This window comes from Mycolicibacterium sp. SMGY-1XX, assembly GCF_059132455.1.
On the sequence record NZ_CP101139.1, the window covers coordinates 4,427,379 to 4,448,523 of the forward strand.

Sequence of the window (21,145 nt, forward strand, 5' to 3'; positions counted from 1 at the left end):
GGGTCTGGGTCAGCCGCCGAGGGCGCGGTCCAGGTTCAGTGCGGCACTGATCAACGCCAGATGGGTGAACGCCTGCGGGAAGTTGCCCACCTGGTCACCGGTGGCGCTGACCTGTTCGGCGTACAGCCCCACGTGGTTGGCGTAGGTGAACATCTTCTCCAGCGCCAGCTGCGCGTCGTCGAGCCGGCCGGCGCGCGTCAACGCCTCCACGTACCAAAACGAGCAGATGGAGAACGTGCCCTCCTGCCCGTCGAGGCCGTCGGTCTCCGGGTCGTAGCGGAACACCAGCGAATCGGTGACCAGGTGCTCCTCGATGGCCCGCAAGGTGGACAGGAACCGCGGATCGGCCGGTGACAGGAATTTCAGCATCGGCATCAGCAACACCCCGGCATCGAGCGCCTGACCACCCTCGACCTGGGTGAACGCCTCGAGGTCGGCGTTCCAGGAGTGGGTCATGATGCGTTTGTAGATGTCGTCGCGGGCTTTCGACCACGCCACCAGATCGCCGGGCAGACCGCGTTGACGCGCCATCCGGATGGTGCGTTCCAGGGCCACCCAGCACATCAGCCTCGAGGTGGTGTACGCCTTCGGGGCATCACGCACCTCCCACATGCCGGCGTCATCACGGTCCCAGTTCTCGGCGACCCAGTTCACCACGTGCACGACGTCTTCCCAGGCATCGTGGCTGATACCTGCACCGTACTTGTTGAACAGGTACACCGAATCGATGATCTCGCCGTAGATGTCGAGCTGCAGCTGATCCACCGCCGCGTTACCGACCCGCACCGGCGACGAATCCCGGTAGCCGGAAAGGTGATCCAGCGTTTCCTCCGTGTCGGGCAGGTTGCCGTCGATGTCGTAGAGCACCCGCAGCGGGCCCAGCCCACCGTCGGTGTCCCGTCCGAGCCGCTCCGACAACCAGCGGATGAAACCGTTGGCCTCGTCGGTGAATCCGAGCCGCAGCAGGGCATACAGCGAGAACCCCGCGTCGCGGATCCAGACGAAGCGGTAGTCCCAGTTTCGGGAACCGCCCACCGGAGCAGGCAGACTCGTGGTGGGCGCCGCGATCACCGCCCCGGTGGGCTCATGGGTGAGCAACTTCAGCGTGATGGCCGAGCGGTGCACTGTCTCACGCCATCTGCCCTTGTATGTGGACTGCGACAGCCACTTTCGCCAGAATGCCGTGGTGGCGTCCAGCAGGCTGTCCGTCAAGTGGATGGCCTCACACGACGGAGCCTCGTCGGGGTCGAGCACCTCCAGCACGAACAGGGCGGTGTCGCCGTCACCGAGGGTGAACTCGGCGCTGACGGTTCCGTCCTCGATCGTCAGTTCTGTGGTGGCGGCCAACCCCATCCGCATACCGTCGCCGGTGATCAACACGCCGCCGTCGGTCGGCTCGGGCACACAGCGCGAGCGGCCGTAGTCGGGGCGGGCGTCCAGCACCATCCGCAGATGGATCTTCCCGCGGACTCCGGACACCCGGCGCACCAGCCGTTGGCGATGGTCGGGCTCGTGCGCGGAGTGCACAGGCATGAAATCGTGCACCTCCGCCACGCCGTCCTGAGTGAGGAACCGGGTGATCAGCACCGCTGAGTTGGGAAAGTAGAACTGCTGGGTGCGGCTGATCTCGCAGTCCGGGGCCAGCCGCCAGCAACCGCCCTTCTCGCGGTCCAGCAGTGTCCCGAAGATGCTGGGCGAATCGAACCGCGGGGCGCAGAACCAATCGATGGTGCCGTCGGTGCCGACCAGTGCGGCGGTGCGCAGGTCACCGATCAGGCCGTGATCGGCGATGACCGGCCAGTCGTTGTCAGGCATCCGGCAGCCGCCACCCGCCTTCGATGAGCGAGACAGCCTCGTCGGGTCCCCACGACCCCACCGCGTAGGGCTGCACCGGTGGCGGATTGTCCAGCACCGGCTGGCACACCTGCCAGAGCCGGTCCACCTCGTCGGCGCGCGTGAACAACGTCTGGTCACCGCGCATCACGTCGAGCAGCAGCCGCTCATAGGCTTCCAGCGGCGAATCGTCCGGATCGTCCTTGGCGATCTCGAGGTGGAAAGTGCCGCAGGTCAATGCCATGTCGGGGCCCGGGCGTTTGACGTTGAGGTGGATCTCGGCCCTGGGTGACTCCTCCAGTTCCAACACCAATTCATCTGCGCCATAGGCATTCTCGCCGAAGCGACCGCACGGCGGGGTGCGGAACCGCAACGTGACGGTGCGCCGGTTGTCACCCATCGCCTTGCCGGTGCGCAGGTAGAACGGGACCCCCTGCCAGCGTTCGTTGTCGACGAAAGCCTCCAGCGCGACAAGGGTTTCCACCTGCGAATCGTCGTCCACATCCTCCAGTTCGCGGTACCCGTCGTACTGGCCGAACACCACCCGCTGCGGATCCAGCGGCCGCATGACGGTGAACACCTTCGACTTCTCGTTACGCAACTGCTGGGCGTCCAACCGTACCGGCGCCTCCATGGCGACAAAACCCAGCACCTGGCACAGGTGAGTGGTCACCATGTCGCGGAAACACCCGGTGGACTCGTAGAAGCTGCCGCGGCCCTCCGCGGTGAGATCCTCGGGCACATCGATCTGCACCGATTCGACGGTGTTCCGGTTCCATGCCGGTTCGATCAGGCCGTTGGCGAATCGCAACGCCAGGATGTTCTGCACCGCCTCCTTCCCCAGGAAGTGATCGATCCGGTACACCTGCTCCTCGTCGACCACTTTCTTGAGGGTGGCGTCGAGTTCGCGTGAACTGCGCAGGTCCGTGCCGAACGGCTTCTCGATCACGATCCGTACCGGCGCACCCTTGGTGGCGATCTCCTCGCGGCCCAGCATCGTGATCATCGGCTGCATGGCAGACGGCGGTACCGACAGGTACACCAAGGTGTGGGTGTCCTGCCCCAGCTTGTTCTGGGCATCCTTCACCGCGGCGGCCAGATCGCTGCCGTCGTCGGCGTCTGCGACGGTGAACGTCAACCGGCCCAGCACGTCGGCGGCCACGTCGTCATCGAGATCGTCGACGAACTCGTTCAGGGAGTCGCGGATCTTGGCACGGAACTCGTCGTCCGAACCCGGCGAATGCCGTCCGGAGCCGATGATGACGTACTCGTCGGGCAGCCGCTCGGCCGCGGCCAGGTGGTACAGCCCCGGGAAGAGCTTGCGTTTGGCCAGGTCGCCGGTGGCGCCGAAGAGGACGAAGACATGCGGAGGGATGTTCTGCTGTGAAGCCACCTCACCGGATGTAGCCAGCGGGCCCGCCGGTCAAACCACCGAGGGGTCAGTCGGCGGGTTTGACGGCCAGTACCGGTTTGCGGCACTCCAGGATCAACTGTTGAGAGACGCTGCCCAGCAGCAGCTTTCCCACCGGATTGCGGTGCCGGATCCCGATCACCAGCAGCTCGGCCTCGAACCGGTCCATGGCCTCCAGCAAGGCATCGGCGGCGTACTTGCCCACCGGTTGCTCGATCTTGTACTCGACGCCGCAGTCGGTCAGCAGGTGCTCCAGCTGGTTGACGGCATCGGTTTGGGCAAACGCGGCATCAACATAGGAGTCGCCAGCGGTGGAGTTCACCACCAGCAGTGTGCTGTCGCGCAGTTTGGCCTCGGCGATGCCGTGCTCGAGTGCGACGCGCCCGAACTGGTCGGCGGTGTATCCGACGACGATCATCCTTCGCTCCGCTCATCCGCGACGATCGAGCGCACGCATTTGTACGCTGGCGACGGCGTGTTGGTGTACAGACACGCGCGCTCGGCATTGATCGTCATCATTGTTGGGTGGCCTTTTCCCGCTGGTCCCGGTCGTCTTCGACCACCAGCAGCGTCTCCTCGCTGCGGTGGAACAACCGCAGCACCAGCGGCGCCAGCAGCAGCAGCGCCATCAGGATGTAGGTGATGATGGCGACGGGTTCAGTGAACAGGCTGGACCAGTCGCCGCCGCCCAGCTGCAGACTCTGGCGCAGCTGGCGCTCGATGCGCGGGCCCAGGATGACACCGATGATCAACGGCAACACCGGCAGGCCGAAGCGGCGCATCATCAAACCCATCAGGCCGAACAGCAGCAGCAGCGCCAGGTCCAGCGGCTGGATGTTGACGGCGAACGCACCCAGGATGGCGAAGAACAGGATGCCGGCATACAGGTAGGGCCGCGGGGTGCGCAGCAGCTTGGCCCACAGCGGCGCCAGCGGCAGGTTGATCACCAGCAGCAGGAAGTTGCCGATGAACAGGCTGGCGATCAGCGTCCAGATCAGCAGCGGTTCCTTGTCGAACAGCGTCGGGCCGGGCTGGATGCCGTAGGACACGAACGCCGTCAGCATCACCGCGGCGGTGGCGTTGGTGGGCAGACCCAGCGACAGCATGGGCACCAAAGTGCCTGCGGCCGAGGCATTGTTGGCGGCCTCCGGGCCGGCGACACCTTCGATGGCGCCCTTGCCGAACTCCTCGGGGTGCTTGGAGAGCTTCTTCTCGGTGATGTAGCTCAGGAACGTCGGCAGCTCGGCGCCACCGGCGGGCAGCGCACCGAACGGGAACCCGAACGCGGTGCCGCGCAGCCACGGCTTCCACGACCGACCCCAGTCCTTGCGGTCCATCCACGGCCGGCCGACGGGGATGATGTCGGCGGGCCGGCGACGCAGGTGCGCCGCCACCCAGAGCGCCTCACCGACGGCGAACACCGCGACGGCGATCACCACGATGTCGATACCGTCAGACAGCTGCGGCAACCCGAAGGTGGCGCGCGGCTGGCCGGTCAGCGAGTCGATGCCCACCAGGCCGATGGCCAGACCCAGCAACAGCGAGATGGCGCCACGCAGTTTCGACGAACCCAACACCGCGGTGACCGCGACGAGGGCGAACAGCATGATGGCCAGGTAGGACGGCGCACCGAGGGTGACCGCGAACCGGGACACCGCCGGGGCGAACGCCGCCAGCAGCGCGGTGCCGATGGCTCCGGCGACGAACGAGCCGATGGCCGCGGTGGCCAGTGCCTGCGCCGCGCGGCCGGCCTTGGCCATCTTGTTGCCCTCGATGGCGGTGATCACCGACGACGATTCACCCGGGGTGTTGAGCAGGATCGAGGTGGTGGAACCGCCGTACATACCGCCGTAGAAGATGCCGGCGAACATGATGAACGCCGCGCTGGGGCTGACGTTGTAGGTGATCGGCAGCAGCAGCGCCACCGTCATGGCCGGGCCGATACCGGGCAGCACACCCACCGCGGTACCCAGCAGCACACCGATCACGGCATACAGCAGATTCATCGGGGTGGCGGCTTCGGCGAAGCCCTGAAGCAGCCAGTCGAAGTTCTCCATCTACAGAATCCCGTCCAGAATGCCTGCGGGCAGCGGGATCCCGAGCCCGGAATAGAACGCGTAGAAGCTGAGGACGCCCAGCACCGCGCCGATGACGATGTTGCGGATGTAGTGCTTGCTGCCCAGAACCGTTGCGGTGCCGGCGAAGAACAACCCGCCGGCGATGGTCCAGCCCAGCGGCATCACCAACACGATGACGGCCACGAACAGGGCGATCAGCAGACCGACGGTGCGCCAGTCGCTGGTCATGTTCGGGTCGATGTCCTCACCGGCATCGGCCTCACCCTTGGATCCGCGCGGGATGGCGACGGCCAGGATCACCGACAGCAGGATCAGCCCGACGCCGATGGCGATCGGGAACAGCCGCGGCCCCACCGGATCCACCTTGGCGAACCCGTCGGCGATGCGCAGCGCGTCGACGATCAGGAAGATGCCGACCGCCACGCACACCGCGCAGACGATGTACTGGCCCTTGTCGGTGGTCTTCTCGGTGGTCTTCTCGAGAGGAGTCTCTGTGCTCACACCAGCCCCAATTCGGTCAGCGTCGTCGAAACCCGGTTGTCCTGTTCTTCGAGGAAGCGCTCGAACGGTTCACCGGTCATGAACGCGTCGCTCCAGCCGTTGGTCACCAGTGCTTCCTTCCAGGCATCGGTGGCGTGCAACTCTTCGAGGATCTTCACCATGGCGGCGCGGTCCTCATCGGAAATCCCGGGCGGCGCAAGCACTCCGCGCCAGTTGGTGAAGGTGAGGTCGATACCGGCCTCGGTGAGCGTGGGTGCGTCGACACCGTCGACCCGCTCGTCACCGGAGACTGCGAGGACGCGCACCTGGCCGGACTCGATCTGGTCGACGTACTCCCCCAGACCTGAGGTGCCCGCGGCGATCTTGTTGCCCAGCAGGGCGGTCAGCAGGTCGCCGCCGCCGTCGTAGGACACGTAGTTGACCTGTTTCGGGTCGACGCCCACCGCGCGGGCGGTCTCCATCGGGAACAGGTGATCGGGCCCGCCGGGTGACGAACCGCCACCGACGGCGACCTTGGCCGGATCGGCCTTCCAGGCCTGAACGAAGTCGTCGACCGTCCGGAACGGTGAATCGGCGGGGACCAGGATGCCTTCCTGCTCCTCGACCATCTTGGCCAGTGCCGTGGCATCCGAGGCCCGCGCCGACGAGCCGTTGGTGAACACCGCACCGACCACGCCGAGGCCCATCATCATCATCAGGTCGCCGTTACCGCGCTCGTTCATCAGGCGGGCCATCGCGACGGTGCCGCCGGCGCCGATGACGTTGAACACCTCGACGCGGCCGGTGATGTCGTCGTCTTCCATGATCTTGACCGCGGTGCGGGCGGTGAGGTCGTATCCACCGCCGGGGCTGTTGGGCACCATCATGCGCAGGCGGTGCATGCCGGCGGGGTCGTCGCCGCGGGTCACCCCGCAGCCGGCGAGCAGCAGCGCGATCAGCAGCACCGCAGCTGCGCGCACGCCATAGGGTCGTCTGGGCACCATGAAACTCCTTCGCTGGTGATGCTCAGCAATACTGTTCCCTGAAGTGACATGGGTCACTCTTTCGGACGCAAAGGAAGTTGTGAACGTTGAGGACACCGGAGTGAGTCGAGGTCGCGAGGGACGAGCGGCCGATGAGCTCACGACTGGGGGTACCGGAGTGAGTCGAGGTCGCGAGGGACGAGCGGCCGATGAGCTCACGACTGGGAGTACCGGGCACAAGAGACGCCACAGCGCCAGCCTGGCGGGCCAGTTCCTGGCTTTTCAGCTGGTGGTGGTCGCCGTGGTGCTGCTGGCTGTCGGTGCGGTCTCGGTGGCGCAGTCCACCAGGGAGTTCCAGGAAGTGCGCGGGCAGCGCATGGTCGCGGTGGCCGAGAACCTGGCGTCCATCCCGATAGTGCGCGACAGGTTGTCCGACCCCTTCGCCGCGCAGACCCTGGCCCCGGACGTGGACCGCGCCGTCGCACTCTCAGGTGCCGGACTGGCCGAGATCATCGGTCCCGACGGTGTGGTGCGCTCCTCGACGGACCCGGCGCGGGTGGGCCGGCCCGCCGAATTCGGCACCAGCGACGTGCGCACCGGCCGGGCCTGGTTCGGTGACATCGACGTCGCCGGCGTGCACAGCATCGTCGGACAGGTGCCGATCCTGTCAGTGCACGGCGAGGTGCTGGCCATCACCTCCGTCAGCGAGCCGTACCCGACCGTGTGGCAGCTGCTCTCCGGCGCCGGGGAACGCCTGCTGGTCTATCTGGGACTCGGTGCGGTGCTGGGGTTGGCCGCGTCCTGGCTGCTGTCCCGGCGCATCAAACGCCATACCCGCGGGCTGGAGGTGGCCGAGATCGCGAGCCTGGCCGATCACCGGGAGGCACTGTTGCACAGCATCCGCGAAGGCGTGCTGGCGGTGAACAACGACGGTGAGATCACCCTGCTCAACGACAGCGCGCGCGAGCTCCTGGGCGTGAGCGATCTGGCGGTCGGGCGGCGAGTCGACGCGGTGGGAATCGATCCGGCGGTGATCGAATTCCTCTTGTCGGCGAACGCCGACGGAACAGACCCAGCTGCCGTCATCGCCACCCGGACCCGGGTATTGGCGCTCAACCGGCGGGCCGCGAGCAGCTATGGACGCTCGATCGGTACGGTGACCACGATGCGTGACACCACGGAGCTGGCCACCATGAGTGGTCAGCTGTCCTCGCACAAGAGCGTCACCGACACACTGCGCGCCCAGACCCACGAATTCGCCAACCAACTGCACACCATCTCGGGGCTGGTGCAGCTCGGCGAATACGATGCGGTCCGGGAACTCGTCGGCACCCTGACCCGCCGCCGCGCCGAGATCAGCGACACCGTGACCCAACGCATCTCCGATCCCGCGGTGGCCGCCCTGCTGATCGCCAAGACCACCTTGGCCGCCGAACGCAGGGTCTCCCTCGACATCTCCCCCGATTCGAACCTGGCGCCGCTGGATCCCGCGCTGGCCACCGACGTGATCACGTTGCTGGGCAACCTGATCGACAACGCCGTCGACGTGTCCGAGGGTTCCGAGCGCAGCCGGGTGGTGGTCGGGATCCGCGGTGTGAGTTCAGGGTTGTCGATCACCGTCACCGATTCGGGACCCGGTGTGCCCGAACACCTTCGCGAGTCGATCTTCGCCCGCGGGGTGACCTCGAAACCCGACGTTCCCGGCGGGCGGGGCATCGGCCTGGCGCTGGTGCGCCTGGTGACCGCACAGCACGGCGGGTCCGTCGACGTCAGTGATGCGCAAGATGGCGGGGCCCGGTTCAGTGTCCGTATCCCATTGAGCGAGAACGCCCATGCGTGACGTGCTGGTGGTCGACGACGACTTCATGGTCGCCGAGATCCACCGCCGGTTCGTCGAGCACGTGGACGGTTTCCGCAGCGTCGGGGTGGCCCGCACCGGCGCGGAGGCGTTGACGGCGATTGCCGAGCTGACACCGGATCTGGTGCTGCTCGATGTCTACCTGCCGGACATGACCGGCCTGAAAGTGCTGCAGCAGTTGCGCTCCGCCGGGAATCCGGTGGGTGTCATCATGATCACCGCCGCACGGGAGCTGGACACCGTGAGCGCAGCGCTGGCCGGTGGCGCGGCCGACTACCTGATCAAACCGTTCGAGTTTCCGCAGTTGCGCGCCAAACTGGAGGCGTTCGCCGCCCGCGCCGCCACCCTGGGCGCCGAACAACACGTCGATCAGAGCGTGGTGGACAAATTGTTCGGCAACACCGCGGTGGCAGGCGGCCCGGATGTCCTGCCGAAGGGGTTGGGCGCCGAGACCGGCCAGCGGGTACTGGGCGCGGTGCGCGCCGCCGGCGAGGTGTCGGCGGCGGAATGTGCCGAAGTGGTGGGTATTTCGCGGGTGAGCGCGCGGCGCTACCTGGAGCACTATCTGAGCGCCGGAACTCTGGAGCTGCGGCTGCAGTACGGCGCGGGCCGCCCCGAGCGCCGCTACCGCACCCGGTGATCACCGTGGTGGCGGCACGAAACCCGTCACCCGGACCGAGGCACGCACTTTCGATTCCTCGATGAGCGCGGCGTTGCGCTCGTCGACTCGGCGCACCCAATCCTGGGCCCGCCCCGGTTGTTTCCCGAACATCACGTGCCGGTCCACCAACCTGGGTATGCGCACCTCGGGCGAGGAGTCGATGAACCACACCTCATCGAACAAATCCGCCACACCTGCCCACCCGGCTGTCTGCGCCAGAAGGTAGTTGCCTTCCGAGATGACCAGCCGGACCTCGGGATCGACCGGTATCGCCCCGGCGATGGGTTGCTCGAGATCCCGCTCGAACACCGGGGCGTACACCACCTCACCGGCTGCCGCGGCGCGCAGCCGGGTCAGCAGCGCGGCGTACCCGGACGCGTCGAAGGTGTCCGGCGCCCCTTTGCGGTCGAGCCGGCCCAGCCGGGTCAGTTCCACGTCGGCCAAGTGGAATCCGTCCATCGGGACATGTGCCGCCGCCCCCGGACCCAGCAGCGACGTCAGCTCGTCGACCAGCGCCTCGGCCAGGGTGGTCTTACCGGATCCCGGCGAACCGCAGATACCGAGCAGGGACCGCCCCGGCCTGACCGCCAGGTCCCGCGCCCGGGCCAGCGCGGACTCGAAATCCGGCAGCGCCGGCGCGTTCTCCTCGATGCTGCTACCCCTGACTTCCCAGCGTCAGCACCGAGATGTCCGGTGGCGCACCCACTCTGACCGGTGGGCCCCAGAAGCCGGCCCCGCGGGACACATACAGCTGGGTGTCGTCATGCGTGGACAACCCGGCCAGCGACGGTTGCACCGCTTCCACGATGTACTGGAACGGCCAGGTCTGGCCGCCGTGAGTGTGCCCGGACAACTGCAGATCCACCCCGCGCGCCGCGGCCTGCTCCACCATCACCGGTTGATGAGCCAACAGAACGGTGGGCCGCGAGGGGTCGACACCGGCCAGGGCGCGGTCGTAATCCGGTGGGTCACCGCGCTGCTCACCGGCGAGGTCGTTGACCCCGGCCAGATCGAAGGCCGCGCCGCCGCGCCGGATGGCGGTGTTCTCGTTGCGCAGCGGCGAGACGCCGAACCGCTCGAGTTCGCGCAACCACGGCACGGTGTCCTCGACGAAGTACTCGTGATTACCGGTGACGAAGAAGGAGCCCTCGCGAGACACCAAGTCCTGCAATGGTTCTGCCGCGTGACCGAGCTCTTCGACGGTGCCGTCGACGAGGTCGCCGACGATGGCCACCAGATCGGGCTCGGTCTCGTTGATCATCCGGACGATCCGCTCGGTGTGCCGGCGGCCCAGCAGCGGCCCGAGGTGGATGTCGGAGACCACCGCGATCCGGAATCCGTTGAACGCCGGGTCGAGCCGGCGCAGCTGGATCGGCACCTGCAGGACATTCGGCGGCCCCAGCGCCGTGGCCGCGCCGTAACCGACCAGGCTCACCGAGGCGGCACCCGCCGCCACCGCACCAGCCCGGGCGAGGAACACCCGGCGGTTGACGTCGCTTGGCTGCTCCGCGGGCTCTTCAGTGGGTGCTGTTGCCGCCGCCACCTTGGGTTTTCGCTTCACCCAGCCACGCAGCACCAGCCGGACGGGCTCCAGCACCAACAGCGCGAGCAGCAGGTAGCCGACCAGCGCGAACCAGAGGTAGCCCGGCCAGGCGAACCAGGCCGATTCCGCCACACCGGTGAGCCGCGGCACGATCAGCGTCACCACCAGCAGCACTGCGAGCGCGACCAGAACCGCCGTCAGAATCCGCCGGGTACGCCCCGGCCCGGTGGTGTCCTTGATCAATCGCTTCCACACGTACAGATGCGCCAGTCCGAGGATCGCGCTGAGGATGATGATGAACATGCAGGTGATCAGCCCCGCGTCCGGATCCGGCTCATCAGCACAGCCTAGCCATGGCCGACGGAGGACCCCGTGCGCGTGACGCGGCTCACCACCGGTTGCGCAACCGTTCCTCCCACGAACGGCCGTCGGGGTCGTACATCAGCCGGTACGCCGGTACCGCCCACAGTCTGGTGAGCCTGCCGAGGCGCTCCGGCTGGTGCGGCCGCAGCCGGCCCGGTGGTCGCGCGCCGATTCGGCCACCGTCGTGCCAGGCCTGCAGCGCGTCGGCCGATGCCCGCACCGTCTGCACCACCGTCACCGGATCGACCAGACCCTCATCGTCACTGCCGTCGGAGGCGCGGTCCAGATGCTCGCGCAGCAGCCGCAGGCGCAACTCCCTGGCGAAAACGCGGGCGTCACCGGCCGGGGGGCGCTCGTCGCGGGCCTGATCCAGCACCGCGCAGGACAGCTCACTGTCATGGGTCCACGACCGACGGTTGAAGTTGTCGCTACCCACCGCGGCCCACACATCATCGATCACGCAGACCTTGGCATGCACGTAAACCGGTGTCCCGGAATGGTTTTCCACATCGAAGACATGCACCCGGTTCGGGTCGGCCGCCCGGCACACATCAAGGGCCTGCTGGCGGCCCACCGCGTTGGGCGGCAGCGACAACCGGCCGTCGACATCGGGGTGCCGGGGCACCACCGCCACCAGGTGCAGCTCGGGGTTGGCGCGCAAGGCATCGGCGAACAGCCGAGCCACCTGCTGAGACCACAGATACTGGTCCTCGAGGTAGATCAGCCTGCGGGCCTTCGGTACCGCCTTGAGGTAGGCACGGGCGATACTGCGCTCGCCGTTGGGGGCGAACGAATAGGCGTGGTGGGCATCGGGATACGTGCGCAGGACCTGCACGTGCTGCGTACCGCACTGCGGCGGCGCAGGCGGCTGCTGCGGCAGGGAGTCCGCAGTGAGGTCGGCGCGGCGCAGCTTGTCCCGTATCCACGCCACCGGCGAGTTGTTGTCCAGCGGCGTCGGATCGGTCCACCGCTCGCGGAAGGTGGCGTCCAGATGCTGCACCGCCGGACCCTGGATCCGCAGCTGCACGTCATGCCAGGGTGGGGTGTCTCCGTAGCTCGCCGCCATCTGCACCGCCTGCGGATCGCCGCGGTGGCTCGCATCATCACGCCGGCTGTGGCACAGATCGATACCGCCGACGAACGCGACATCACGAGCGGGATCGTCGGGGTGACGCAACACCACCAGTTTCTGGTGGTGGGAACCGCCGACGCGGACCCGCTGGTCGAGCAGCACCTCACCGCCGGCCCGCTCGATGTCGTCACCGAGGTGTTGGTTCTCCTCTTCGCTGTACTGCAGTTTGTCCAGGTGCGACCGCCACATCAGACCCTTGACGACGACCCCCCGGACGGCGGCGGCACAGAACAGTTCGACGATCGTGGGGCCCTCCGGGCGCAGTCGTTCGTCAGGGTCGCCGCGCCAGTCGGTGAAGAACAGATGGTCCCCGGCCCGCATCGCCTCCACCTCGGTGACGAGTTCGTCGAAATAGGTGGCGCCGTGCACCAGCGGGCGCACGGAGTTGCCCTCCGACCACGCGGGCAGGGAGCTGTCGGGGTTACCCCGCTCGTCGCCGGTGAGGAACCAATTGTCCGTCATACGAGCTGCCTCCTCCGGCTGAACAACACCAGCCCCCACGAGACGGCGACGGCCACGATCAGAACCCCTACGCTGACGATGGTTGAAATGCTACGGAAGCCGCGCGGGGACGCGGGCCGTATCGTCTTATGCCGTGGCACCCAGAGTCCTGTTCATCTACAACGATCCGATCGCGCCGGAGGCCGTCCTCGGCGAGGTCTTCACCGAACGTGGTTTCGACGTCGACACCTTCAACGTGGTGCCCGCCGACCAGGTGGGCGATCCGGCGGCGGTGTCCGTCGAGTTTCCCGAGCCGACCGACTATGACGTGATCGTTCCGCTGGGTTCCCGGTGGTCGGTCTACGACGAGGCGCTGCGGGCCGGCTGGGTGGGCACCGAGATGGCGCTGGTGCGCAGTGCCGTGGACGCCGGGATCGGCGTGCTCGGTGTCTGTTTCGGCGGTCAGCTGGTGGCCCAGGCGTTCGGCGGCACGGTGCGCAAATCTCCCAACCCGGAGCTGGGCTGGTACGAATTTGCCTCGGCGCCAAGCGATCTGATTCCCGAGGGACCGTGGTTCGAGTGGCATTCCGACCAGTTCACCCCGCCGCCGGGGGCATCCGAACTGGCCGCCACCCCGTGGGCGTCGCAGGCGTTCATCCTGGGCACGGCGTTGGGACTGCAGTTCCATCCCGAGCTGAACCTCCCGCTGCTGGAACTGTGGCTCGACGACGACAAAGGTGACGACAAAGGCGATGTGACGCGCCTCGGCATCGACATCGACGCGCTGCGGCAGCGCACCGTGGCCGAGCAGGACGGCGCCGCGCAGCGGCTGCGCCGGCTGGTGGCCGGGTTCCTCGATCGGGTCAGTCGTGACCCAGTTGGTGTGCCAGCGCGTCGCTGACGTCGGCATGCCGGAAATGGTGATCGACAGCCGCCAGCTTCGTCGGTAGCACCCGCTGGTTGGCTTCGGCCAGTTCCCGCACCCCGTCGGCGCCCAGCAGCAGCCGCGGACCGAAGGACGGCACCGGCAGCACCGCAGGCCGGTGCAGCACCCGCGCCAGTGCCGCGGTGTAGTCGGCGTTGCGGACCGGTTCCGGCGCCACGGCGTTGACCGGACCCGACAGCCGGTCGTCGTAGAGGGCGCGGTGGTAGACATCGGTCAGGTCGTCGATCCCGATCCACGACAGCCACTGCCGTCCGCTACCCAACCGGCCCCCGAGTCCGGCGCTGAACAGCGGCCGCAGCAGCTGCAGCGTGCCGCCCCTGGCGGCCTGGACGATTCCGGTGCGCACCAGCACCACCCGGAGGCCGGCGTCGGCGGCCGGCGCGGTGGCCGCCTCCCAGTCGCTGACCACGTCGGCGAGAAACCCGTCGCCGCGCGAACTGTCCTCGTGCAGCAGTTCCTCGCCGCGGTCATAGCCGTAGACGCCGATGGCGGACGCACTGACGAACACCCGCGGCCCACCGCGGCCCGCGATCTCGGCAAGCCGCCGGGTGGGCTCGATCCGGCTGTCGCGGATCTTTGCCTTGTGACTGTCGGTGAAGCGGCCGGCGATCGACGCGCCCGCCAGGTGAACGACGGCATCAACGCCGTCGAGTAGGTCCGGCGCCGGATCTTCGGGGTTCCATTGCCGTTCGTCGGCCCCGGTGGCCGGGCGGCGGGACAGCCGGATGACGCGGTGCCCGCCGGTGGTCAGAAACGCCGACAGCGCGGTGCCCACCAGGCCGCTGGCGCCGGTGATGGCCACCGTGAGCGGGCTCAGCCCGGCGCCGCGGTGCACAGCCAGGTCATCGGCGGTCTGACGGTGCCGGTAGACGAAGGTCGAGCGCAGCAGACGTCCGGGCACCGGGGTGTCCACGGTGTCGGTCAGTAGAGTGGTGCCGTCGCCGCGGTCGGCGAACTCGTGCGTGTGTCGCCAATGACCGGTGGCCAGCGTGGGCCAGGACCGCACACCGCCGGCGGTCAGCTCATCGACGAACCGGTGCGGCGGGTCGTAGGCCGCGGGGTCGTGCTGGGCGTACCAGCGCAGCCCGCCGGGCAGGCCCAGCACCGCGCGGCCGTCGGCCAACGACGACGCCTCCTGGACCGCGGTCATCGGCTGCCACGGTGGGATCAAGCGGTGGATGGCGCCCGGCCGCGCATGCCAGGCGAAGACCTCGTCGCGGGGATGCGCGAGCACGCTGCTGTATTCGATGCCCATGGTGACTCACTACATACCCGTCCGCGCGCATTCTGACGCCAGGCCGCCGGGGTTTGAACGCCGACCGGGTGGTCAATCCGGCGGTCATGGCGGGAGGATTCCTGCGCCATCGGCACGCGGGCGGATTCGTCGATCGCGACGACGCCGGCCATGCGCTTGCAGCGGCCCTCTCGGAACGACGTGCCCATTTCGACAATGCGGTGGTGCTGGGGCTGGCCCGCGGCGGTGTCCCGGTGGCCGCGGTGGTGGCCCGTGAACTCGGCGTGCCGCTGGACGTCATGGTGGTCCGCAAGCTGGGCGCACCGGGACACGAGGAGCTGGCGCTGGGCGCGATTTCCCGCGAACGCATTGTCCTCAACGAACCGCTGGTAGCCGAACTCGGTGTGACACAACAGGATATCGCCGCCATCGCGCAGCGGGAACGCCGTGAGCTGGAGCGGCGCGAGAGCACCTACCGGCAAGGCCGACCGCCCGTCGAGGTCACCGGCCGCACCGTGGTTCTCGTCGACGACGGAGTGGCCACCGGTGCCAGCATGCGGGTGGCGGCTCTGGCGCTGCGCGATGCCGGCGCCGCGCAACTGGTGATCGCGGTGCCCACCGGCCCGGAGACGATCTCGCGCCTGTTCGGTGATGTGGCCGACGACGTGGTGTGCGTCTACGAACCGCGCCCGTTCATCGCGGTCGGCATGTCCTACCGCGATTTCGACCAGGTGCCCGACGACGCGGTGACAGCCGCGCTGGCCGGCGGTTAGTTCGGCGCCGGCTTGGACTCTTCGGAACCGTTCCCGGCGCGTTCGTCCGCCTCGGAGGTGTCGCGGGCCAGCTTCTCGGTGGCCGGGCCACCCTCGATCACCTGGGTGGTGGGCTCTTCGTCGGGATACTCCGCGTCGAAGTTCTGATATGTCTGATCGATCGCCTCACCGGGTTCGGCATTCTCGGCTGCCGCCGAAGCCTGCGCGGCGCCGCGCTGGCGTTCCCGGATGGCGTCGACGATGAGCAGGATGACACCCAGCACGCTGGCACCGATGCACACCCAGGCCACCACCGCGTTGCTGGTGACCACCGCGGTCACCAACGCCGCGAGGCCGATGACAGCCAGAACCAGCGCGACGATCAGCATCGATCGATCATCCGGTTAGTTGTTGCCCCGGTTGAACTGGTTGAAGCCGCCGTCATTGCCCGCGCTGGAGTCGACGGGAGCCGCCGAACCGCGCTGGCCGAGCTCTTCGAGCTGAGACTCCAGGTAGGTCTTCAGACGGGTGCGGTATTCGCGCTCGAAGGTGCGCAGCTGCTCGAGCCGGCCTTCCAGCACCGTGCGCTGCTGGTTGATGGTGCCCATGATCTCGGAGTGCTTGCGCTCGGCGTCGGCCTGCAGGGCGTCGGCCTTCTCCTGCGCCTGGCGCAGCTGGGTCTCGGAGCGGGTCTGGGCGTCCGACAGCATGGCGTCGGCCCGGTTGCGGGCCTCGGTGACGGTGGTCTCGGCGGTGCGCTTGGCCTCGTTGACCATGGCGTCGGCGTTGGCACGCGCATCGGCGAGCAGCTTGTCGGCCTCGGCCTTGGCGGTACCCGTGAGCCGGTCAGCCGTGTCCTGGGCCAGGGCCAGCACGCGGGCCGCCTTGACGTGGGCCTCTTCGCCGGACGGGGCCGCGGGTGCGGCCGGAGCCGGGGTAGGCGGAGCCTCGTAGGCCGGCGCGGGTGTGGGTGCCTGCTCCGGTTCGGGCTCAGGCTGGTAGAGCGGGATGGCCTGGGTGGCCTGGGCACCGCCGCCGGCGCGGGCGGCGGCGAGCTCCTGGTCGAGCTCGCTGACCCGCTGACGCAGATCCGCGTTCTCCTCGATGAGCCGTGTCAGCTCGTTCTCCACCAGATCGAGGAAGGCGTCGACCTCGTCCTCGTTGTAGCCACGCTTGCCGATCGGCGGCTTGCTGAACGCCACATTGTGCACGTCGGCTGGTGTAAGCGGCATTGTCTGCCCCCTCAGGTCTGGACGGTCGATCCGATCTAGAAGTTAGAACGATAGACCAAGCTAGTGGCCGTGCTGTAACTGGCGTCCATCCTGTCACACCCGACCCGGCGGTTGCGGATCAGGCCGATAATTAAGAACGATTTTCAAAAAATGGTGTCCACCAGGTGTGAACATGCTGAATCGTCGACAAACGTCGACGTCAGACGCCTGCTGCCGGCCCGGCCGGCGGAATCAGACCGCGGCGCCGAAGGCCAGCTGCATACCGATGAACGCCAGCAGCAGCAGCACCATGATCGAGAGATCGAAGCGGACCGCGCCGATGGTCAGCTGCGGGATCAGCCTGCGCAACAGCTTCACCGGCGGATCGGTGACCGTCATGATGATCTCCAGCACCACCACGGTGAAACCGCGCGGGTGCCAGTCCCGACTGAACGAGCGAATGAACTCGACGACGACCCGGGCGATCAACAGCAGCCAGAAGACGAACAGCGCGAAGCCCAGGATTTCGAAGAAGAGCGCCAACGAGAGCCGACCTTACTGACGAGGAGTGTGATGTTGCCGACACCGCCTCGAGAGGCGGGGATCGTCGGCGAAGAACGACCCCGCCAGCCTACCGATGCAACGCCGGGGCGGTGAAACCGAACCCGTCAGGAGTAGAAGCCCGCCTCGGCCATCCGGCGGCGCTCTTCGGGAGTGACCTCCACGTCGGCCGGCGACAGCAGGAACACTTTGGTGGCCACCTTGTCGAAGGAGCCGCGCAGCGCGAAGGCCAGGCCGGCGGCGAAGTCGACCAGCCGCTTGGCGTCGGCGTTGTCCATCGAGACCAGGTCCATGATCACCGGGTTGCCGTCGCGGAACTTCTCGCCGATGGTGCGGGCTTCGCTGTAGTCCTTGGGACGCAGCGTGGTGATCTTGGACATCGGGCTACCTGCCTCGAAGAGTTCGGCCATCCGGCGGGGATCCATGGCCAGGGCGCCGCGGGTGCTGCCACCGCGCAGACCACCGAGACGGGGTGCGGGACGCTCGAATTCGCGCGGACGGAAGCGGGCCTCGTCGGCGTAGGCGCCGCGGTAGCCGGGCGCGTACTCGGCATCGCGCGGGTCGCGCAGGTCCCGGGGATCGTCGTATTCGCGATCCCGCGGATCCATCCGGTCGCCGTAGCGGTCCCGCTCGTAACCCGCCGGAAAGTCTCCCCCGTCGGCGAAACGCTCAGTGCGGCGCGAGTATCCGCGCGAGGCACCACGATCGTCGTCTTCGTAGTACTCGTCGTCGTAGTCCTCCAGCGGAGCCATCCCGAAGTAGGCCTTGACCTTGTGCAGTGTGCTCATTGCGTGACCTCTCGGAAGTCTTTAGGACCTGAAAAGATATGTGGTGCGTGTGATGAAGTTGTGACTGGAGTGACTACTCACGGTGACGTTAGCGGTCGAGGTCCCAGAAGAGCGGTTCCGACACGCACACACGTTGAACCATGTTTGACTGCCACCTCGAGGTCATCGGACATGCCGGCCGACAGACCGAGGCGGTGCTGATATCGGGCCTGTACCCGAGCGCGCTCGGCCTCTAACCTGGCGAAGGCCTCATCCGGGTCGGCCTGCAGCGGCGGGATCGCCATGAAACCCACGAATTGCAATGCCTCCGTTGCAGATACGGCCGCACACAGCTCATCGATCCGCTCCGGTGCGTTGATGTCCACGCCGCCGCGCGATTCGTCACCATCGAGGCTGAGCTGCAGATAGACCTGCAACGCCTCCGAGCGCCCGCCGTCGGCCAGCGCCGCCTCCGCGCCACGGGCCAACGCGTTGACCACTTTCCGGCTGCTGACCGAATGCACGACATGCGCCCACGACGCGATGTGGCGCGCCTTGTTGCTCTGGATCTGCCCCACCATGTGCCAGCGCGTGCCCTCGGCGATTCGGCCGGCCAGTTCGGCGATCTTGCGGGTGGCTTCCTGATCGCGGGATTCGCCGAACTCGCGGCAGCCGAGCTCCGAGAGGATCGTGATGTCCGACGCCGGGTGGAATTTGGTGATCGGCAGCAGTTCGATGTCGTCGGCGCTGCGACCCGCCGACTCGGCGGCGCGCGCCACCCGCGCGCGCAGGCCCGCCAGCGCCTCGGCCAACTGGGTTTCGCGGGTGGAGACCGTCATTGCATCCACACCACCGAGGCCAGCCGGCCGGTGGGCGCCCCACGCCGGTGGCTGAACAGGTTGCGGTCGGCCACGGTGCACCGCGGGTCCACCGAGATGGCGGTGACGCCGAGGCCCCGCAGTTGACGATGGAGACCGGCTCGCAGGTCCAGACCCGGGGTGCGCCGGGCGGTGACGGTGCGGCTACCCGGCAGAACGGCCTCGACCTCTTCGGCCATGGCTTGGGGTACCTCGTAGTTGACGCCGCTGACGGCGGGGCCGAGGAGCACCGAGATGTCCTCGACATGCGCGCCGGCGGCCGTCATGGCCTCGACGGTGCGGGGCACCACGCCCTTCCGGGCGCCCACCCGGCCGGCGTGTACGGCGGCCACCACCCCGGCGCGGGCGTCGCCCAGCAGCACCGGCACACAATCGGCGGTGACGACCACCAACGCCAGCCCGGGCGTCGTCGTCACCAGCGCATCGGTGGCGTCGACAGCGGTACCGCGCGGCTCGTCGACACGCACCACGTGGTCCCCGTGCACCTGATTCATCCACACCAGGTGATCGGAATCGAGGCCGATCGCAGTGGCGAGGCGCTTGCGGTTGGCCGCCACCGCGGCCGGGTCGTCGCCCACATGGTCGCCGAGGTTGAAGGTGTCATACGGCGGCGCCGAGACGCCGCCGGCCCGCGTGGTGGTGACGCGGCGGATGGTTACGGTCACGAGCCCAGTATCACGGCGCGTCAAACCTTCACGACGATGCGTCAGTGCCGCATGAAGGGCGGCACGTCGACGTCATCGTCGTCGTCCCCACCGCCGACACTGACGGTGGCGCCGTTGGTGTGCAACGGGACGCTGGCCGCGTCGGCCGGCTCGAACAGCGACGACGACACCTTGCCGGCCCGGCCCTGGGCGACCTGCTGCCCACCGACCCCGGTGGCACCGGTGACGGGTTTGCGGCTGGCGGCACCGGTCTCGAAACCGGCGGCGATGACGGTGACGCGCACCTCGTCGCCCAGCGAGTCGTCGATGACGGTACCGAAGATGATGTTGGCGTCGGGGTGTGCCGAGTCCTGCACCAGCGAGGCGGCCTCGTTGATCTCGAACAGACCCAGATCACTGCCGCCGGCCACCGACAGCAGCACGCCCTGGGCGCCTTCCATACTGGCTTCCAGCAGCGGCGAGTTGATGGCGATCTCGGCGGCCTTGAGAGCGCGACCGTCGCCGCGCGCGGCGCCGATGCCCATCAACGCGGTGCCCGCGCCGCTCATGACGCCCTTGACGTCGGCGAAGTCGACGTTGATCAGGCCCGGGGTGGTGATCAGGTCGGTGATGCCCTGCACGCCGTTGAGCAGCACCTCGTCGGCGCTGCGGAACGCGTCCATCAGCGACACCGCGGCGTCACCCATCTGGAGCAGCCGGTCGTTGGGGATGACGATCAGCGTGTCGCAGCTCTCGCGCAGCGCGTTGATGCCGGACTCGGCCTGGTTGCTGCGGCGCTTGCCCTCGAACGAGAACGGCCGCGTCACCACACCGACGGTCAGGGCGCCCAGCTTGCGGGCGATGGTGGCCACGACGGGCGCGCCGCCGGTACCGGTGCCACCGCCTTCACCTGCGGTGACGAACACCATGTCGGCGCCGCGGAGCAGCTCCTCGATCTCGTCCTTGGCGTCTTCGGCGGCCTTGCGGCCGACCTCCGGGTCAGCGCCTGCACCGAGTCCGCGGGTCGAATCACGACCGACGTCGAGCTTGACGTCGGCATCGCTCATCAACAGTGCCTGGGCGTCGGTGTTGATGGCGATGAACTCGACACCCTTGAGGCCCTGTTCGATCATGCGGTTGACGGCATTGACGCCGCCGCCGCCGATGCCGACCACCTTGATGACGGCGAGGTAGTTGTGCGGGGGGGTCATTGGTCGCCTTCCTCCCTGAGTGGGCGTTTTCCCGTGTGGGTTCTGTCGTTCAGCGGATCTTCCCGACCCTTACAGGTGTGTCCCTAAACCCTCAACCTCAACCATAGGCTTAGAGTTATGTCAAGTAGATCCGCGCAACCAGAACGGTAGGGCCGACC

General features: G+C 67.8%; 21 protein-coding genes. 4 read left to right on the forward strand and 17 right to left on the reverse strand.

Going from position 1 to position 21,145, the window contains the following annotated elements:
• Positions 1-9: 9 nt before the first annotated feature.
• The 6 genes from NL241_RS21345 to NL241_RS21370 form a co-directional block, all read right to left on the reverse strand.
• Complete coding sequence (locus tag NL241_RS21345) at positions 10-1,815, reverse strand: glycoside hydrolase family 15 protein (RefSeq protein ID WP_494394969.1); 1,806 nt, start codon at positions 1,813-1,815, stop codon at positions 10-12.
• Positions 1,808-3,226, reverse strand: a complete 1,419-nt coding sequence (gene zwf / locus NL241_RS21350; RefSeq protein WP_487696820.1) for a glucose-6-phosphate dehydrogenase — start codon at positions 3,224-3,226, stop codon at positions 1,808-1,810. Before zwf ends, NL241_RS21345 begins: the two co-directional genes overlap by 8 nt.
• Before the next feature lie 46 nt (positions 3,227-3,272).
• On the reverse strand, positions 3,273-3,662 hold the full coding sequence (locus NL241_RS21355) for a universal stress protein (RefSeq protein WP_487696819.1): 390 nt from the start codon (positions 3,660-3,662) through the stop codon (positions 3,273-3,275).
• A gap of 97 nt (positions 3,663-3,759) precedes the next feature.
• Positions 3,760-5,301, reverse strand: a complete 1,542-nt coding sequence (locus NL241_RS21360; RefSeq protein ID WP_487696818.1) for a tripartite tricarboxylate transporter permease — start codon at positions 5,299-5,301, stop codon at positions 3,760-3,762.
• The gene (locus tag NL241_RS21365; RefSeq protein WP_494394970.1) at positions 5,302-5,823 is read right to left on the reverse strand and encodes a tripartite tricarboxylate transporter TctB family protein; all 522 of its coding nucleotides are present in this window, start codon (positions 5,821-5,823) and stop codon (positions 5,302-5,304) included.
• Entirely contained in the window at positions 5,820-6,806 is a 987-nt protein-coding gene (locus NL241_RS21370; RefSeq protein ID WP_494394971.1) for a Bug family tripartite tricarboxylate transporter substrate binding protein, read from the reverse strand. The genes NL241_RS21365 and NL241_RS21370 overlap by 4 nt, the downstream gene beginning before the upstream one ends.
• A 253-nt stretch (positions 6,807-7,059) precedes the next feature.
• Between NL241_RS21370 and NL241_RS21375 the strand changes: the two genes are divergently transcribed.
• Both NL241_RS21375 and NL241_RS21380 read left to right on the forward strand, forming a co-directional pair.
• A complete protein-coding gene (locus NL241_RS21375; protein WP_494398356.1) occupies positions 7,060-8,625 on the forward strand; it encodes a sensor histidine kinase in 1,566 nt (521 codons plus the stop codon).
• Positions 8,618-9,283 carry a response regulator gene (locus NL241_RS21380; protein WP_487696816.1) on the forward strand — a complete coding sequence of 222 codons (666 nt, stop codon included), beginning with the start codon at positions 8,618-8,620 and terminating at the stop codon, positions 9,281-9,283. The genes NL241_RS21375 and NL241_RS21380 overlap by 8 nt, the downstream gene beginning before the upstream one ends.
• On the opposite strand, the gene NL241_RS21385 is transcribed toward NL241_RS21380, so the two are convergent.
• The 3 genes from NL241_RS21385 to NL241_RS21395 form a co-directional block, all read right to left on the reverse strand.
• Complete coding sequence (locus NL241_RS21385) at positions 9,284-9,955, reverse strand: nucleoside/nucleotide kinase family protein (protein WP_494398357.1); 672 nt, start codon at positions 9,953-9,955, stop codon at positions 9,284-9,286.
• Positions 9,956-9,959: 4 nt separating this feature from the next.
• Positions 9,960-11,150, reverse strand: coding sequence for a metallophosphoesterase (locus NL241_RS21390; RefSeq protein ID WP_487696815.1), 1,191 nt, complete (start codon positions 11,148-11,150; stop codon positions 9,960-9,962).
• 85 nt (positions 11,151-11,235) lie between these two features.
• A complete protein-coding gene (locus NL241_RS21395; protein ID WP_487696814.1) occupies positions 11,236-12,804 on the reverse strand; it encodes a phospholipase D family protein in 1,569 nt (522 codons plus the stop codon).
• 133 nt (positions 12,805-12,937) lie between these two features.
• On the opposite strand from NL241_RS21395, the gene NL241_RS21400 reads away from it, so the two are divergent.
• Positions 12,938-13,684, forward strand: a complete 747-nt coding sequence (locus NL241_RS21400) for a type 1 glutamine amidotransferase (RefSeq protein ID WP_494394972.1) — start codon at positions 12,938-12,940, stop codon at positions 13,682-13,684.
• Here NL241_RS21400 and NL241_RS21405 read toward each other — a convergent pair.
• Complete coding sequence (locus tag NL241_RS21405; protein ID WP_494394973.1) at positions 13,647-14,984, reverse strand: TIGR01777 family oxidoreductase; 1,338 nt, start codon at positions 14,982-14,984, stop codon at positions 13,647-13,649. The two genes, NL241_RS21400 and NL241_RS21405, sit on opposite strands and share 38 nt — an antisense overlap.
• A gap of 86 nt (positions 14,985-15,070) precedes the next feature.
• Between NL241_RS21405 and NL241_RS21410 the strand changes: the two genes are divergently transcribed.
• Positions 15,071-15,736: a phosphoribosyltransferase gene (locus tag NL241_RS21410; protein WP_494394974.1), complete on the forward strand. Its 666-nt coding sequence runs from the start codon at positions 15,071-15,073 to the stop codon at positions 15,734-15,736.
• On the opposite strand, the gene NL241_RS21415 is transcribed toward NL241_RS21410, so the two are convergent.
• The 7 genes from NL241_RS21415 to ftsZ form a co-directional block, all read right to left on the reverse strand.
• Positions 15,733-16,104 (reverse strand): hypothetical protein, encoded by a 372-nt coding sequence (locus NL241_RS21415; RefSeq protein WP_494394975.1) that lies wholly within the window; start codon positions 16,102-16,104, stop codon positions 15,733-15,735. The genes NL241_RS21410 and NL241_RS21415 overlap by 4 nt on opposite strands.
• 15 nt (positions 16,105-16,119) lie before the next feature.
• Positions 16,120-16,947, reverse strand: a complete 828-nt coding sequence (gene wag31 / locus NL241_RS21420) for a DivIVA-like cell division protein Wag31 (RefSeq protein ID WP_487696809.1) — start codon at positions 16,945-16,947, stop codon at positions 16,120-16,122.
• A 231-nt stretch (positions 16,948-17,178) separates the two neighbouring features.
• Positions 17,179-17,469, reverse strand: coding sequence for a YggT family protein (locus tag NL241_RS21425; RefSeq protein ID WP_083739524.1), 291 nt, complete (start codon positions 17,467-17,469; stop codon positions 17,179-17,181).
• A gap of 125 nt (positions 17,470-17,594) precedes the next feature.
• Positions 17,595-18,275 (reverse strand): cell division protein SepF, encoded by a 681-nt coding sequence (locus tag NL241_RS21430; RefSeq protein WP_487696808.1) that lies wholly within the window; start codon positions 18,273-18,275, stop codon positions 17,595-17,597.
• A gap of 77 nt (positions 18,276-18,352) precedes the next feature.
• The gene (locus NL241_RS21435; protein ID WP_494394976.1) at positions 18,353-19,093 is read right to left on the reverse strand and encodes a YggS family pyridoxal phosphate-dependent enzyme; all 741 of its coding nucleotides are present in this window, start codon (positions 19,091-19,093) and stop codon (positions 18,353-18,355) included.
• Positions 19,090-19,797 (reverse strand): peptidoglycan editing factor PgeF, encoded by a 708-nt coding sequence (gene pgeF, locus NL241_RS21440; protein WP_494394977.1) that lies wholly within the window; start codon positions 19,795-19,797, stop codon positions 19,090-19,092. The genes NL241_RS21435 and pgeF overlap by 4 nt, the downstream gene beginning before the upstream one ends.
• A gap of 41 nt (positions 19,798-19,838) precedes the next feature.
• Complete coding sequence (ftsZ, locus tag NL241_RS21445; RefSeq protein ID WP_487696805.1) at positions 19,839-20,987, reverse strand: cell division protein FtsZ; 1,149 nt, start codon at positions 20,985-20,987, stop codon at positions 19,839-19,841.
• Positions 20,988-21,145: the final 158 nt, after the last annotated feature.

Bases quoted from the DNA above. Each gene is read 5' to 3' on its own strand.
- NL241_RS21345 (WP_494394969.1), bottom strand. From the start codon at position 1,815: ATGCCTGACAACGACTGGCCGGTCATCGCCGATCACGGCCTGATCGGT.
- NL241_RS21355 (WP_487696819.1), bottom strand. From the start codon at position 3,662: ATGATCGTCGTCGGATACACCGCCGACCAGTTCGGGCGCGTCGCACTC.
- NL241_RS21360 (WP_487696818.1), bottom strand. From the start codon at position 5,301: ATGGAGAACTTCGACTGGCTGCTTCAGGGCTTCGCCGAAGCCGCCACC.
- NL241_RS21370 (WP_494394971.1), bottom strand. From the start codon at position 6,806: ATGGTGCCCAGACGACCCTATGGCGTGCGCGCAGCTGCGGTGCTGCTG.
- NL241_RS21380 (WP_487696816.1), top strand. From the start codon at position 8,618: ATGCGTGACGTGCTGGTGGTCGACGACGACTTCATGGTCGCCGAGATC.
- NL241_RS21390 (WP_487696815.1), bottom strand. From the start codon at position 11,150: ATGTTCATCATCATCCTCAGCGCGATCCTCGGACTGGCGCATCTGTAC.
- NL241_RS21395 (WP_487696814.1), bottom strand. From the start codon at position 12,804: ATGACGGACAATTGGTTCCTCACCGGCGACGAGCGGGGTAACCCCGAC.
- NL241_RS21405 (WP_494394973.1), bottom strand. From the start codon at position 14,984: ATGGGCATCGAATACAGCAGCGTGCTCGCGCATCCCCGCGACGAGGTC.
- NL241_RS21410 (WP_494394974.1), top strand. From the start codon at position 15,071: ATGGCGGGAGGATTCCTGCGCCATCGGCACGCGGGCGGATTCGTCGAT.
- NL241_RS21415 (WP_494394975.1), bottom strand. From the start codon at position 16,104: ATGCTGATCGTCGCGCTGGTTCTGGCTGTCATCGGCCTCGCGGCGTTG.
- wag31 (WP_487696809.1), bottom strand. From the start codon at position 16,947: ATGCCGCTTACACCAGCCGACGTGCACAATGTGGCGTTCAGCAAGCCG.
- NL241_RS21430 (WP_487696808.1), bottom strand. From the start codon at position 18,275: ATGAGCACACTGCACAAGGTCAAGGCCTACTTCGGGATGGCTCCGCTG.
- NL241_RS21435 (WP_494394976.1), bottom strand. From the start codon at position 19,093: ATGACGGTCTCCACCCGCGAAACCCAGTTGGCCGAGGCGCTGGCGGGC.
- ftsZ (WP_487696805.1), bottom strand. From the start codon at position 20,987: ATGACCCCCCCGCACAACTACCTCGCCGTCATCAAGGTGGTCGGCATC.